The organism is Altererythrobacter sp. Root672, from assembly GCF_001427865.1.
Lineage (GTDB): Bacteria > Pseudomonadota > Alphaproteobacteria > Sphingomonadales > Sphingomonadaceae > Croceibacterium_A.
This window is the reverse complement of the sequence record NZ_LMHH01000001.1, coordinates 1971687-1986109: the sequence shown is the minus strand read 5'-3', so window position 1 is coordinate 1986109 and position 14423 is coordinate 1971687. Positions and strand designations below refer to the sequence as shown.

Annotated in this window: 12 protein-coding genes; 5 read left to right on the top strand and 7 right to left on the bottom strand. The window is 64.2% G+C overall.

Annotated features, from left to right (window positions below):
• Positions 1-219 precede the first annotated feature (219 nt).
• Positions 220-987 carry a helix-turn-helix transcriptional regulator gene (locus ASD76_RS09600; protein ID WP_055921741.1) on the top strand — a complete coding sequence of 256 codons (768 nt, stop codon included), beginning with the start codon at positions 220-222 and terminating at the stop codon, positions 985-987.
• Here ASD76_RS09600 and maiA read toward each other — a convergent pair.
• Genes maiA through ASD76_RS09570 form a run of 6 tightly spaced genes read right to left on the bottom strand, consistent with a single transcriptional unit; the run spans position 984 to position 6957 of the window.
• A complete protein-coding gene (gene maiA / locus ASD76_RS09595; protein ID WP_321164426.1) occupies positions 984-1652 on the bottom strand; it encodes a maleylacetoacetate isomerase in 669 nt (222 codons plus the stop codon). The two genes, ASD76_RS09600 and maiA, sit on opposite strands and share 4 nt — an antisense overlap.
• Entirely contained in the window at positions 1616-2920 is a 1305-nt protein-coding gene (gene fahA / locus ASD76_RS09590) for a fumarylacetoacetase (protein WP_055921739.1), read from the bottom strand. Before fahA ends, maiA begins: the two co-directional genes overlap by 37 nt.
• On the bottom strand, positions 2917-4188 hold the full coding sequence (gene hmgA / locus ASD76_RS09585; protein ID WP_055921735.1) for a homogentisate 1,2-dioxygenase: 1272 nt from the start codon (positions 4186-4188) through the stop codon (positions 2917-2919). The genes fahA and hmgA overlap by 4 nt, the downstream gene beginning before the upstream one ends.
• Positions 4185-4403: a DUF2783 domain-containing protein gene (locus ASD76_RS09580; RefSeq protein WP_055921731.1), complete on the bottom strand. Its 219-nt coding sequence runs from the start codon at positions 4401-4403 to the stop codon at positions 4185-4187. Before ASD76_RS09580 ends, hmgA begins: the two co-directional genes overlap by 4 nt.
• Positions 4400-6019: an FAD-dependent oxidoreductase gene (locus ASD76_RS09575; protein ID WP_235506603.1), complete on the bottom strand. Its 1620-nt coding sequence runs from the start codon at positions 6017-6019 to the stop codon at positions 4400-4402. The genes ASD76_RS09580 and ASD76_RS09575 overlap by 4 nt, the downstream gene beginning before the upstream one ends.
• The gene (locus ASD76_RS09570) at positions 5998-6957 is read right to left on the bottom strand and encodes an MBL fold metallo-hydrolase (protein ID WP_055921728.1); all 960 of its coding nucleotides are present in this window, start codon (positions 6955-6957) and stop codon (positions 5998-6000) included. The genes ASD76_RS09575 and ASD76_RS09570 overlap by 22 nt, the downstream gene beginning before the upstream one ends.
• A 280-nt stretch (positions 6958-7237) precedes the next feature.
• On the opposite strand from ASD76_RS09570, the gene ASD76_RS09565 reads away from it, so the two are divergent.
• Positions 7238-8674 carry an APC family permease gene (locus ASD76_RS09565; protein ID WP_055921727.1) on the top strand — a complete coding sequence of 479 codons (1437 nt, stop codon included), beginning with the start codon at positions 7238-7240 and terminating at the stop codon, positions 8672-8674.
• 1 nt (position 8675) lies between these two features.
• On the opposite strand, the gene ASD76_RS09560 is transcribed toward ASD76_RS09565, so the two are convergent.
• A complete protein-coding gene (locus ASD76_RS09560) occupies positions 8676-9152 on the bottom strand; it encodes an Lrp/AsnC family transcriptional regulator (RefSeq protein ID WP_055921724.1) in 477 nt (158 codons plus the stop codon).
• Between the two features lie 126 nt (positions 9153-9278).
• On the opposite strand from ASD76_RS09560, the gene ald reads away from it, so the two are divergent.
• From ald to ASD76_RS09545, 3 genes are all read left to right on the top strand, one after another.
• Complete coding sequence (gene ald / locus ASD76_RS09555; protein ID WP_055921721.1) at positions 9279-10385, top strand: alanine dehydrogenase; 1107 nt, start codon at positions 9279-9281, stop codon at positions 10383-10385.
• 146 nt (positions 10386-10531) lie between these two features.
• Positions 10532-11923, top strand: coding sequence for an aminotransferase class III-fold pyridoxal phosphate-dependent enzyme (locus tag ASD76_RS09550; RefSeq protein WP_082553710.1), 1392 nt, complete (start codon positions 10532-10534; stop codon positions 11921-11923).
• Positions 11924-11987: 64 nt separating this feature from the next.
• Positions 11988-14420: a TonB-dependent receptor gene (locus ASD76_RS09545; RefSeq protein ID WP_156457625.1), complete on the top strand. Its 2433-nt coding sequence runs from the start codon at positions 11988-11990 to the stop codon at positions 14418-14420.
• The last annotated feature ends 3 nt before the right edge of the window (positions 14421-14423 follow it).

The following is a 14423-nucleotide window of genomic DNA, read 5'->3' as shown; positions in this document are numbered from 1 at the left end:
TCAATTGACGCACGTTGGTTGTCCGCAGTGAACCGAAAAGCCATGGCCACCACCAGGCCAGTTTGGGGGAAACCTGGATCGATCCGCCTCAGCACAAGGAGGCGAGGTTTGATGCTCGATCGACCAAGGACGACACGTCGACTTGATCAGTTGAATTCGCGCTCCGGATGCGCGACTACTCGGCCGCTTCCAGCTGGGAAGTGATCCCGGAGGGGTGAGATGGCCTGGACACCGATTCCTGCGCACGCCCGGGTGGAAGCCTCGCATATTGCGCGCCTCGTCGATCATATCGACGACGACCGGTTCGACGAGATCCTCCTCGGCATCCTGCAGGAGAAGGGGCCGGCCGCCGAGGTGAACGGGTTCCATTACGCCGCGAGGGATTCCGATCCCCTACCTCTCGGCTGGTACGGTCGGCCGCATGGTACGGCCAACCGGGTGGATCGCTATGCCCGCGGATATCACCGCCTCGATCCGACCCTGCATTCGCTGCCGATCCTTGAAGGCCAGGAAACGACGCTTGTCGATGTGCTGAGGGCAGACCGGATCGGTGATGCGACCTACCGGCAGACCTGCTTCGAGAACCCGGCATTCAGCCAAAAGATCTCTGTCGCACACGCGGCTGCGGGCGAGGAGTGGACGATCCTCAACGTCTATCTCGGCGATCAGGGCGTCGGGCAGGACACAATCCGGCAGCTGGCGGCTTTCGGCTCGATCGCAGCGCCGTTCCTGCGTCGCCGCGGACACGGTACCAGGTCGCGGTACGAACGCGTAGACGAGCGACTGGCGAGGCGGCTCCGGAGCCGTTTCCCCGTCCTGACCGAGCGCGAGACCCGGGTTTGCGCGCTGACCATGATCGGGAAGACCTCGGGTGAGATCGCGCTCGCGCTCGGAATCCGGGCCGGAACGGTGATCACCTACCGGCGGCGCGCCTATGAGCGTCTCGGCATCAGCAGCGCCGCTTCGCTCGTTGCCGAATTCCTCTAGTCAGCGTCCGGCTGGACGGCGGGGATCGCCCGGCTGAACGCATCAAGCTGCCGGGCCCGGTCGGCCACGGCGAGCAAATGCGGAAAATCGGACACATCCACTTCAAACCGTTCGGCCGCGAACAGCTGCGGAACTAGGCAACAGTCGGCCATGCCAGGAGCTTCGCCGTAGGCGAACAGCCCACCGTGCCTGGCGACCAGCACCTCCAGCGCGGCCAGGCCCGCGCGCGTCCACCGCGCAATCCAGTCCTTCACCTTCGCTTCGTCGAAACCGAGCTGCGCGCGCAGCTCGGTCAGCACACGCAGGTTGTTGAGCGGATGAATGTCGCACGCAATGATCTGGGACATTGCCCGGACGATCGCGCGGCCTGCGGGATCATTGGGCAGGAGACGCGGTTCGGGCCACTGCTCTTCGAGCCACTCGATAATCGCAAGGCTTTGCGTGAGAATTGTCCCGTTCGCCTCGATCGCTGGCACCAGACCCTGCGGTGACAGGTCTGCAAAGGCCCCGAGCCGCTGCTCTCCCGTCCGCAGGTCATGCGTGACCTGTCGGTAGGGAAGATCCTTGAGCCCGAGTGCGATGCGAACTCGCCACGAGGCGGTCGAGCGCCAGTAGCCGTGGAGCGTGATCATGGCGCCGGTGCCGGCAGCACGACGGCGCGGCACTCGCCAAAGCCGACCCCGACAAACCCCTCGCGGCTGGCGCGCGCGGAAAGGACCACCTCGTCGCCGTCTTCCAGAAAGGTACGCGTCTCGCCGGTCGGCAGGTCTATCGGCTCGGCTCCGCCCCGCGAGATCTCGAGCAGGCTGCCATACCCCTCGCGCGTGGGTCCCGAAATCGTCCCGGTGCCAAGCAGGTCGCCAGGCCGCAGGTTGCAGCCGTTCGACGTATGGTGAGTGAGGATCTGGGCGGTGGTCCAGTACATGTTGGAGGCCGCGGCGCGGCTCAGCAACTGGGGGGCCAGTTCCGCGTTCCGCATGCCGGCCGACGAGAGCGAGGCTCGCAGTTCCAGCCCGAGCGCTCCCTGGCGCTGGTCCTCGTCGTCCCACAGGTAGGGAAGCGGATCGGGATCGCCCTCCGGCCTCGGCGGCTGAGCCCGCCAGAAAGGTGCCAGCGCTTCGGGTGTAACGATCCATGGAGACACCGTCGTGTGGAAGCTCTTGGCGAGGAAAGGGCCGAGCGGCTGATATTCCCAGGCCTGCAGATCGCGGGCAGACCAGTCGTTAAGCAGGCAGAAGCCGCCGATATGGCGCGGCGCCGCCGCTATTGGCACCGGCGCTCCCGGCCGGTTGCCCTCGGCGACCCAGATGCCAAGCTCGACTTCGTGGTCGAGACGCCGCGATGGCCCGAAGTCCGGGATCTCGGCGTCGGGAGCCTTGCGCTGGCCGTTGGGACGAACCAGCGGTACGCCCGAGGGGCGCACCGACGAGGCACGCCCGTGATAGCCGATCGGCACATGCTTGTAGTTCGGCAGCAGCGGAGCGTCAGGACGGAACAGGCGGCCGACATTGGTGGCGTGATGAATGCCCACGTAGAAGTCGGTGTAGTCGCCGATCGCGGCTGGCAGACCGAGCTGGCACGCGGCTGCGGGATGAAGCAGCGGGCGGAGCGCCCGCTCGTGCTGGACGCTCGAGAGCATCGCCGAAAGGGCCGTGCGCAGGCGCCGGCGAACCTCGACCGGCAACGCAAGCAGGGCGTTGAGGGTAGCCTCCTGCACGGCCGGGACCAGCTCGGGATCGATCAGACCCAGGCCGGCCACGCCACGCAGATCGAGAACCTGATCGCCGATGGCGACGCCGGGGCGTGGATCAGAAACATGCGGAGCGAAGATGGCATAGGGCAGGTTCTGGATCGGAAAATCCGGATGGCCCTGTGCCGTCTCGACCCAGCTTGTCAGGGCGGGATTGTGCGTCTCGTCGATCGGGAAAATCATGATGGAAGCGTCGCCTTGCTGAATCCCGCCCAGCACTCGTCGTAATCGAGCTGCATGGCCGGCGTCTCCATCGCCCACTTGGTCGGACGAATGACCGCCCGACTTTCAAACATGAAGGCCATTGTGTCCTCGATACGGTGGGGGGCAAGCGGCGCGCCGATCGCCTTCTCGTAGCTTGCGCGGTCCGGACCATGCCCGTTCATCTGGTTGTGAAGCGAGGCGCCTCCTGGCGCAAAGCCGCCTTCCTTGGCGTCGTACTGGCCGTGAATGAGGCCCATGAACTCGCTCATGACGTTGCGGTGAAACCAGGGCGGGCGGAAGCTGTCTTCCGCCACCATCCAGCGCGGCGGGAAGATCACGAAGTCCACATTGGCTGTGCCGGGCGTGTCGGTCGGCGCAGTGAGGACCGTGAAGATCGAGGGATCAGGATGGTCGAAGCTGACCGTGTTGATGGTGTTGAAGCGGGTGAGATCGTAGCGGCAGGGTGCGAAATTCCCATGCCAGGCGACGACATCGAACGGCGAGTGATCGAGTGTCGTAGTCCACAGCCCGCCCTGGAACTTCTGCACCAGCTCGGTCGGTTCGTCCCGGTCCTCGAACCAGGCGATGGGTGTCTCGAAATCGCGTGGATTGGCGAGCCCGTTCGAACCGATCGGTCCGAGCTCGGGCAGACGGAACGAGGCGCCATAATTCTCGCACACGTAGCCCCTCGATGGCCCGTTCACCTCGACCCGGAAGCGCACGCCGCGTGGCACGAGCGCAATGTGCAGCGGCGGCACTTCGAGAATGCCGAGTTCGGTAATGAGGGTGAGCGCGCCCTGCTGCGGCACGATCAGCAGCTCGCCATCCGCGTTCATGAAGGCGCGGGCCATCGAGCGGTCGCAGGCGTAGAGGTGAACGGCCATGCCAGTGCCTTCGGCAATGTTGCCATTCCCGGCGTAGGTGACGAGCCCGTCGAGGAAATCGCAGTCGGGTCCGGCGAGAGCGAGCGGGTCCCAGCGCAGCCGGTTGGGCGTCGCCGGCGCCGCATCAAAGGGAGCGGTCCGCAGCAGCCGGGTCGAAGCCAGGGCGATGAAGGGCGAATGGCTCGCCGCCGGCCGCAGGCGATAAAGCCAGCTGCGCCGGTTTTCTGCCCGGGGCGCCGTGAAGGCCGTTCCGGACAGCTGTTCGGCAAAGAGTCCGTAAGGCACTTTCTGGGGAGAGTTGCGTCCCACCGGTAGGGCGCCAGGCACGGCTTCGGTCGAGAAGTGACCGCCAAATCCGGTCATGTACATTTCGATGTCCCTTCTTCGCGGATCGAGGCGGCACTCACGATTGCCTCGCGCACCACCTGCGGATCGCCGATGTGGTTGGCGAGCAGAAGGACGAGGCGTGCATTGAGCCGCATGGAGTCGGTTTCGTTCCGGCCCGCGTGAGCGTCCACCAGCCACTGATAGACGTCATCAACCTGATCGAGATTGGGTTCGACGATGAGCCGGCTCATGGCTGCAATCCCGTCGCCCGTCGCAGCGCCTGCGAGACCCTGTCCGGCGTCGGGCTGAGCCATCGGGCGGCCACATACTGGTCGGGCCGGACAAGATAGGCGGCGCCTTCGGTGAGGCCGTAACGGTCAGCCAGAAGTGGGCGCGCGGAGAAATAATCGGCAACATCGAGTAGCTCGACACCCGTCGGCACCGGGTCGGTCCAGCAGTTTGCGAGAAGGACAAACCTGTCGCCAAGCCGGTCGAGCAGCCAGCCGCCATCGAGCGGGGCGTCCAGCGCTGGGCTTCCCGGTGGAACGCCACGCTCCCACGTATCGACATCGGGCGTATTGAGCGGACTCGAGGGGTAGCTGACCGCGGTCGACAGCCGGCCGGAATTGACAAACGGCCGGGCGAAAGGGTGGTCCCGGGCGAGCTCGAGCACGGCGTCGCGCAAGGCCCGGCTCGCTGCCGACTTGGGCGTCATGAAATCGGTCGAGCGCGTGGAATGGCGGATATTCTCGTCGGCTGTCACGACAGCTTCGTAGTCATAGGTTTCGAGGAGCCATTCGGGCGCTTCACCACGAAGAACGAGGTCCAGCTTCCAGCCGAGGTTGTCGATGTCGGCTATCCCGCCGTTGCAACCCCGGGCGCCGAAGGGCGAGACCAGATGGGCGCTGTCTCCGGCGAAGATCACCCGGCCGTGGAGGAAATGCTCCATCCGGCGACACTGGAACGTGTAGAGGCTGTACCATTCGCGCTCGAACTCGACCTCGGGGCCGAGCATGGCCCGGACGTAGCGCTCGACATTCTCGGGCGTCACTGCGGCCTCGCGATCGATGTCCCAGCCGAGCTGGAAGTCGAGACGCCACACATTGTCCGGCTGCTTGTGCATCAGTGCGGATTGACCGGGATTGAAGGGCGGATCGAACCAGAACCAGCGTTCGGGCGGGCGTTCGCCTTCCATCTTCACGTCGGCAATGAGGAAATTGTCCTCGAAAATGCGGCCGTCGAAATCGAGACCCAGCATCGAGCGTACCGGCGACCGGCTACCGTCGCAGGCGATCACCCAGTCAGCATCGATGCGATATTCGTCCCCAGATGTCCGCACGGTGAGGCTGACACCGGACTCACCGGTCTCGAGCGAGATCACCTCGTGGCCGAAGCGCAGGTCGATGGTGTCCATCCCGGCGGATGCGTCGTAGAGCTGCTCCTCGACGTGATACTGCTGGATATTGATGAAACCCGGGCGCTTCTGCTGTTTCACCGGCAGCATGTCGAACTGGTAGACGGGCTCGTCCCGGTCGCCCCGGAAGACCTTGCCGACGTTCCAGATGACGCCTTTGTCGACAATTCCATCGCCGACCCCGAGCCGGTCGAAGATGTCGAGGGTCCGTTTGGCGAAACAGATCGCCTTTGAGCCGGCCGAGATGAAATCGAGGCGATTGAGCACCACGACGCGGTGGCCGCGCCGGCCGAGCTCGAGCGCCATCGAGAGGCCCACAGGGCCGCCGCCGACGATCGCCACGGTCGCATGATCCCGGTCGGTGGCGGGGTGCGGCGTTTCACCGATTTCCCGCCAGACCGGAATGTCCGCCGCGTTTCCCACGACCTGCTCTAGCCCTGCAGCTGCGCCCACACTTCGCGGTCCCGTTCCATGGTCCAGATCCGCGGCCAGTCGATGCCGTCGAACTCGTCCCAGAGGCGCTGGACGTTAAAGGGCAGGCAGTGCTCGAAGATCGGCCAGCGACCGAACTTGGGAGCGAGTGCGGCGTGGGTGGCCTCGAACGCTTCCTTGAGCGTACCGCCGCGCCGATGGACCGCGCCGACATGCTCGATCATTCCGTTGAGGAATTCCCGCGTCTGCTCGATGGCGGCGTCGGTGGCCCCGACGCCTCTCGCGACTGCCCCACGGCCACCGACGAGGTTCTGCGAGCGAAACTCCTTCACCCGGTCGAGCGTGTCGCTCTGCCAGTCGAAGTGGAACGCGTCACCGGTGTAGAGCGCGGCCTCAGCCTCCACCAGGTCCCCGGTGAAGAGCGTGCCGGACTTCTCGTGCCAGACGACAATGTCGCCGGCCGTGTGCCCCCTGCCGCAGAAACGCAGTTCCACCGTGCCGCGATTTCCGCCGAGCTCGATGCTGTAGCTGTCCTCGAACGTGATGGTGGGCCAGGTCAGGCCGGGTATGCCCTTCGGCTCCTTGAACAGGCGGGGCATCCGCCCGTACTCGCTGTCCCAGTCCTGCGAGCCGCGCTCCTCGATCAGCTTGCGGGTTGTTTCGCTGGTGATGATGTCCTGGGCAGCAAAGGCGCTAGCTCCGAGCACGCGCACGGCGTGATAGTGCGTGAGCACGAGGTAGCGCACGGGCTTGTTCGTATGCTCGCGAAGCTGCCTCAGCCAGTCGCGGGCCGATGCGGGGGTGGCCCTCGCCTCGATGCAGACGAGAAAGTCCTCGCCTTCGATAGCCCCGACGTTGGGATCACCTTCTGCCGTGAGCGCAAACACGCCATCGGCGAGCACCTCCAGCGTTTCGGTCTTGGGCGCCAGGTCGGCGGAGGAGGCAAAGGGTCTGGTCATCGAAACGTCTCACTCCAGGAGCCGGTCACACGGCCCGATGGCGCTCGTTTCTAGTGCTGTGGACGATTTCGTCTGTCCCCAGAGCTGGGGACAGACAGGCCGCACTCGGGTGCGTTACGAACAGCGAGTCGCGCTCTTCGGGTCGCTCACTGACTTTTTTCAATCGTCCGGAAGCTCCCCGTCTTGCCGGTTCGTGCGCGGGAGCTACGGGACATCAGGGTGCGCGGGTGGAGGCTGCTTCCAGCAGTGACCAGTCCCCCGCATTTGGGGGATATGGGGCATGAACGATAATTCGACTGGCTCGCTCAGAAAGAACGCCGTCGGAACGTCTCACATCGTGTTCTTTGTCGTTGCCGCCGCGGCGCCGTTGACGGCGGTCGTCGGCGCATCGCCGGCCGCCTTCGCGTTTGGCAACGGTGCAGGGGTACCCGGCGCTTTCCTGATTGCGGGAATTGTCTACGCCCTGTTCGGAGCGGCCTTCACCGCCATGTCGCGGCATTGCGGCTCGGCGGGCGGGTTCTACGGCTATATTGCCCGCGGCCTTGGCAAGCCTGGCAGCGTTGCCGGCGCATTCGTGGCGATGGCAGCCTACTCGGCAATCCAGGTTGCGATCTATGCGCTGTTCGGCCTCGTCGCCGGTCAGCGGCTGGAGGATCTTGGCCTCAACCTTCCCTGGTGGGCCATCTCGCTTGTCGCCATTGGCGCAGCACATTTGTGCGGCCGCAAGGGCATCGAGTTCAGTGGTGTGCTCCTGGGTGTGCTGATGGCGCTTGAGGTGCTGATCCTGCTGGTGCTCGATATCGCCATTCTCCTAAGCGCCGACCTGCCCGAAGGCATCAGCTTTGCCGGGTTCTCGCCTTCCGTCCTTCTGGGCCCCGGTCTGGGCGCGGCGCTGGTGTTCGTGGTTGCTTCGTACGTCGGATTTGAAGCGACCACTATCTTCAGCGAGGAAGCACGGGACGCCGAACGTACGGTACCGCGCGCCACGTTCATTGCCGTGGCGCTGATTACGCTGCTTTACGCCTTCTCCACTTGGACGATGACACTCCAGCACGGGCCGAGCCAGATACAGGCGGCAGCGGCCGCCGATACGGCCAATCTCTACTTCACCGCAGCGCAGAACCGGCTTGGCAACGCGCCAACGCTGGCGATGGAACTGCTGCTCCTGACCAGTCTCTTTGCTTCTGTTCTGGCCTTTCACAACACGATCACGCGCTACCTGTTCGCGCTTGCCCGCGACCGGCTCCTGCCCGTGTGGCTCGGTGAGGTCGATCCCCGCCACGGCGCTCCGGCAGCAGCAGGCAAAGCGCAGTCGGTGAGCGCGGCGGCACTGGTGATGGCCTTCGGTATCGCGGGGATGGATCCCTACACCGTGGTCTTTTCCTGGCTCAGCGCCTTCGCCACTATCGGCATCCTTGTGGTGCAGCTGCTGGTCGCAATCGCGGCCTGGCGGTTCTTCCTGGAGGATGATCGCGGCGTCGGACTGTTCCGGCGCGCCGTGGCCCCGCTCCTGAGCGCGCTCGGTCTGGGCATCTGGCTGGTCCTCGTGTGCTCCAATCTGCAGCTGCTAAGCGGCTCGGAATCGAGGGTGATCCTCGCATTCCCGTTCATCATCGCGGTGATCGGTCTGGCGGGGGTGATGACGGCAGCAAGCATGCGGCGGAAGCGGCCGGACGACTATGCGCGCCTCGGCGAACTGCTCGGGAAGATCGTCTAGATCAGGCGGCGTCGACGACGGCATCCACAGGATGCCGGCGGGATACGATCCGCAGCGCGAAGCTGGACGCTATGCGCATCACTCCAGGCAGGCGGGCCAGCCCCGTCCGGTGGATTTGCTCATAGTCCTCCAGATCGCGGGCGATCACTTTCAGGCGGTAGTCCTGTTCGCCAGAAACAAGCATGCATTCGACGATCTGCGGATGATCGGCGACTGCCGCCTCGAACGCGGCCATGTCGCCCTCACTCTGGGATCGAAGCTGAATGTCAACCAGCGCGGTGATCCGGAAGCCGAGTCGCTGGAGGTCGAGCTCGGCCTCGTACCGCGTGATCACCCCGCCTTCCTCCAGCATGTGGAGGCGTCGACTGCATGCCGGCTGCGACAGGTTCACTTGCTGCGCTATCTGCGACACGGGAGCGCGGGCGTTTTCCGCCAGCACCTTCAGAATTTTGCGATCTGTGCGATCAAGCGATTGCATGGGATATGCGCCGTTTCTGCATTATACCTAAATATCTATGTGCAATTTGACCTGGGCTGTCGATAGAATGAAAACAAAAATCGGACAGAACAGCTATATTCCTTTTGTCGCGACAGGAGCATTCAAATGCGCATCGGTGTACCGAAGGAAATCAAGGTTCATGAGTATCGGGTCGGGCTGACCCCGGGCAGCGTCCGGGAGTTTGTCGGGCGCGGCCACGAGGTTGTCGTGGAGACCACTGCGGGAAGCGGCATCGGCGCTTCCGACAAGGACTATCGTGCGGCCGGAGCGACGATAGGATCCGTGGAGGACGCCTTTGCCGCCGAAATGGTGGTCAAGGTGAAGGAGCCCCAGCCGCTCGAATGGTCGCGGCTGCGCGAGGGGCAGATCCTCTTTACCTACCTCCATCTCGCTTCGGATCAGCCGCAGACCGACGGGCTGCTGGCAAGCGGCGTGAGCGCCATTGCCTACGAGACGATCACCGATGCCGCGGGTGGACTTCCACTGCTTTCGCCCATGAGCGAAGTGGCGGGCCGCCTCTCCATCCAGGCAGCAGCTTCCTCGCTTGAAAGGCACAGCGGCGGCGAAGGACTGCTGCTTGGCGGGGTACCCGGGGTTCCGCCCGGTCGTGTCGTTGTGCTGGGCGGCGGTGTCGTGGGCACTCAGGCGGCGAAGGTAGCCGTCGGGATTGGCGCCGAGGTGACCATCCTCGACACGTCACTCCGGCGCCTGCGCGAGCTCGACGACCTGTTCGGTGGACGCGTTCGAACCCGATACTCAAACGCGGATGCTCTGGAGGAAGAGGCCGCCAGGGCTGACGCGCTGATCGGCGCGGTGCTGGTGCCAGGTGCGAGCGCGCCGAGGCTCGTAACGCGCCAGCTGCTGAGAAAAATGAAGCCCGGTTCAGTCTTCGTCGATGTGGCGATCGATCAGGGCGGCTGCTCTGAAACCTCGCGAGCTACGACCCATGCCGAACCCACCTATGTCGAGGAAGGCGTCGTCCACTACTGCGTTGCCAACATGCCGGGCGCGGTCCCGCGGACTTCCACTGCAGCGCTCAACAACGCCACTATGCCGATCGGCCTGGCTCTGGCGGACAGAGGTCTGGGGGCGCTTGAGAACCCGCACATTGCCGCAGGTCTCAATGTCCATCTTGGGCTGCTGACCAACCGCCCGGTGGCGGCAAGTCTGGGCATGGAGTGGAGCGCCTTTTCTCCAACTTCTGCAGCGTGAGGCTCGCGTCGGGGCGAGCGACAGATGCGTGCCCCGGCGTCCGCCGCGCTGACTGAAAATGTCAATTTTACGAAGGGAAGCGTCAACGCAATTGCCGGTCACTGAGCCATTCTCCGTTCGGCCCTGGAGCCATGAACAGAGGTATCATGACCGAACACAAATCCTCGAATGCCCTTCTGGATCGCGCAGATGACAATCTGCTGAAAGCCGCCAACGCCCGGTACCAGTGGCACCCCATGGTCCATCCGAAACGGCTGGAGCAGGATCCGCCCCTGATCATCACCAGAGGTCGCGGGGCGGTTGTCGAGGATATCGATGGCAGGAGCTACGTGGACGGCGTTGCCGGCCTGTGGTGCGTCAACGTCGGGCACGGCCGGGCCGAGGTAATCGAAGCGATACAGCAGCAGCTTTCGCAGATCGCCTACTACTCGCCGTTCGACGGCACAGCGACACCGCCCTCGATCCTTCTTTCGCGCAAGCTGATCGAGATGACCGCGCAGGAAGACATGGCCCGCGTGCTGTTCTCGCAGGGCGGGTCCGATGCCGTCGAAACCGCGATGAAGCTGTCGCGGCAGTACTGGCGTCTCAAGGGACAGCCGCAGCGGGTCAAATTCTTCTCGCTCAAGAATGCCTACCACGGCACTCACCTGGGCGGGGTCTCGATGAACGGCATTCCCTCGTTCCGGGCCAACTACGAGCCGCTGCTTTCGAACTGTTTCCAGGTCGAGTGCCCGTGGATCTACCGCAACCCGTGGACCGACGACCCGGAGGAGCTTGGCCGGATCTGCGCTGAAGCGCTTGCGCGCGAGATCGAGTTCCAAGGGCCCGACACGGTCGCGGCCTTCTTTGCCGAACCGATCCAGGGTGCGGGGGGAGTTATCGTGCCGCCGGCCAACTACTGGCCGCTGATCCGCGAGGTTTGCGATCGCTACGGCATTCTGCTTGTCGCTGACGAGGTGGTAACCGGCTTCGGCCGCTCGGGTGCGATGTTCGGCTCGCGAGGCTGGGGCGTCAAACCCGACATCATGTGCGTCGCGAAGGGGCTGAGCTCGGGCTACATCCCGCTCGGCGCTACGATCTTCAACCGGCGGGTCGCCTCGGCGTGGGATGACGACGCGAGCTTCACCGGCGCGATCATGCACGGCTACACCTATACCGGCCACCCGCTTGGCTGCGCCGCCGCCCTGGCGTGTCTCGATATCGTCGAGCGCGACGACCTTCCCGGCCGCGCTGCCAGCACTGGTGCGCGGCTTCTCGAAGGGCTGAAACCGCTCGAGCAGACCGCTGCCGTGGTTGGCAACGTTCGCGGCAAGGGATTGATGATCGCGATCGACTTGGTCACCGACAAGACCACTCGCGAGCCGATCAATCCGGAAGAGGGCCTCGCCTACAGGCTGGCCGACGCGGCCCGTGCGCGAGGCGCGATTGTACGCCCTGTCGGAACCAAGCTCATCCTCTCTCCGCCGCTCGTGATCTCCGAGGCGGAGGTGGACGTGATTATCGAAGCGCTCAATGGCGCCTTCGAGACGATCTCATGAAATAAGCATTAAAAACAAAAAGTTGAAACCCGTGGGGGCAGCTAATTAGCGAAGGGGTTGGGAAATGCGCATATCCAGAAAAAGTCAGAAGCGACTGTTGATTTCGGCTGCCGCACTGGCGGTTGTGGCTAGCCCGGTAGCGGGTCACGCCCAGGACGCGTCATCCGCGGAGGAGCGTGACAGCGAACAGGGCGGCGACATCGTGGTAACGGCAACGCTGAGGGACCAGAACCTGTCAAAGGTTCCGGTGAGCGTGGCGGCGTTCTCGCAGGAGAAACTGGACGAGCAGGGTGTGCGTCGGGTGGACGATATTGCCGCAAAGACGCCCGGTGTAACGCTCACCAGAGGCGACGGCCGGAATGCCTCGGCCGCGACGATCTCGATCCGCGGTATTGCCTCGACCGCGGGTTCCGCGACCACCGGCATCTATATCGACGACACGCCAATCCAGGTCCGTTCGATCGGCTTTTCGGCGTTCACTCCCTTTCCTGCGGTGTTCGATCTCGAGCGGGTCGAGGTGCTGCGCGGACCACAGGGCACCCTGTTCGGCGCGGGCTCCGAAGGCGGGACCGTGCGCTTCATCACTCCTCGCCCCGACCTCAACGAGGTGCAGGCCTATGGCCGTGCCGAGCTCGCAACGACCAAGAGCGGCGACGAAAGCTACGAAATCGGCGCGGCGTTCAGCGTGCCCCTGATCAACGACAAACTCGCGTTCAGGGCGAGCGGCTACTACCGGCGGGACGGCGGCTTCATCGACCGGGTGGACTTTGACCGGACCACGCGTGAGCCGACGAACCTCCTCGACAAGAATGCCAATTCGCAGGACACGCTCGTGCTCCAGAGCTCGCTGGCATTTGCTCCAACCGAAACGCTGACCATCACGCCCTCGGTTTTCTACCAGAAGGTCACCAACGACGAGAGCAACGCCTTCTGGGAAGTGCTCTCGGATCCCGATAGCAGCGAGTACCGAACTGGAGGCGCCGTTCCGAACACAAACCGTGACCGGTTCGTCCTGCCGGCGCTGAAGATCGAGCTAGAGCTTGGCGCCGTCAGCCTCGTCTCGAATACCTCGTACTTCGATCGCAGCCAGAGCGCGGTGAACGACTACACGGCATTCGAAGCGGGGATCTGGGCCGGAAACCCGTTCTATCCAGCCGGCATCGAGGCTCGTGCGCTTCAGTCCAACGAGCAGCAGAACTTCACCCAGGAGCTGCGACTGCAGTCGTCCGATGCCGACGCCCGCTTCAACTGGGTCGTCGGGATGTTCTACTCCCATAACAAGCAGCGGGCCGCGCAGTTCGTCGAGAACGAGTATCTTGATGACCCCGTGCTTCTCGGCAATCCGGTCTTCCCGGGCGGGCCGACGCTCTTCGACATCATCTTCGGCGGGGTGCCTCTGGTTGACGGGCGCTACACGTTCGTTCTCGACGACATGGAGGCGGTCGACGAACAGATCGCCGGCTTCGCCCAGGCCGACTTTAAGGTCACCGACAAGCTTACCGTGACGGCGGGCCTTCGTGTCGCCGACACCCGCTTCACCGCAGATGCGCACTTCTATGGTCCCGTTGTAGGTCCGGAAGTGAACGACTCCGGCAAACAGAAGGAAACGCCCGTTACGCCCAAGCTCGGCGTGTCCTACCAGGCCGACGACAACAACATGCTCTACGCCTCGGCGGCCAAGGGCTACCGGGTTGGCGGCTACAATCCCGCGGTCGGACTGCCCTGCGGCGTCACGGCGGGGCCCGATCCCCTTCCGGGCACTGCGCTTGGAGGGCTGGGCCTGACCAATCGCCCGGCCTTCTTCGATTCCGACAGCGTGTGGAGCTATGAGGTCGGCTCGAAGAACCGGCTGTTCGGCCGGCACCTGCAGGTTGACGCGAGCGCGTTCTACATCGACTGGAGCAACATCCAGCAGACGGTCGCACTGGCCCAGTGCGGTTTCACTTTCGTCGAGAACCTTGGGTCAGCCACCAGCAAGGGCTTCGACGTGGCGTTGACGGCCAATGTCACCGACGACTTCGCGCTCGGCGCCTCGATTGGCTACACCAAGGCGGAGTTCAACGAGACTGTCTATGGCGGTCCATCGCGTGCGCCGGGTGTGCGACCGATCGTGACCGAGGGCGACGATATTCCGCTCAACCCCTGGACGATCTATCTTAACGGTCAGTACGGCTACGACATTGCTGACAAGCGCGGTTACACCCGCTTCGATTTCCAGCATCTCAGCCGTCAGACCGCACTCGTACCGGGGACAAACCCTGCAAACGGCGGGACCGATCCGACCATCCCTGGACGGCCGTCAAGCACGACCCTCTCGCTGCGGACAGGCATCGAACTCGAAACCTTCGACGTCTCGCTGTTCGTCAACAACGTCTTCAACGCCAACCCGCAGCTCACGCGGGCGCGCACTCCGGGACCGCCGGGACCGAACTCGCTCTACACCGACACGACCCTGCGTCCGCGGACGTTCGGCATCACCGTGATCGGCCGCTACTGATCT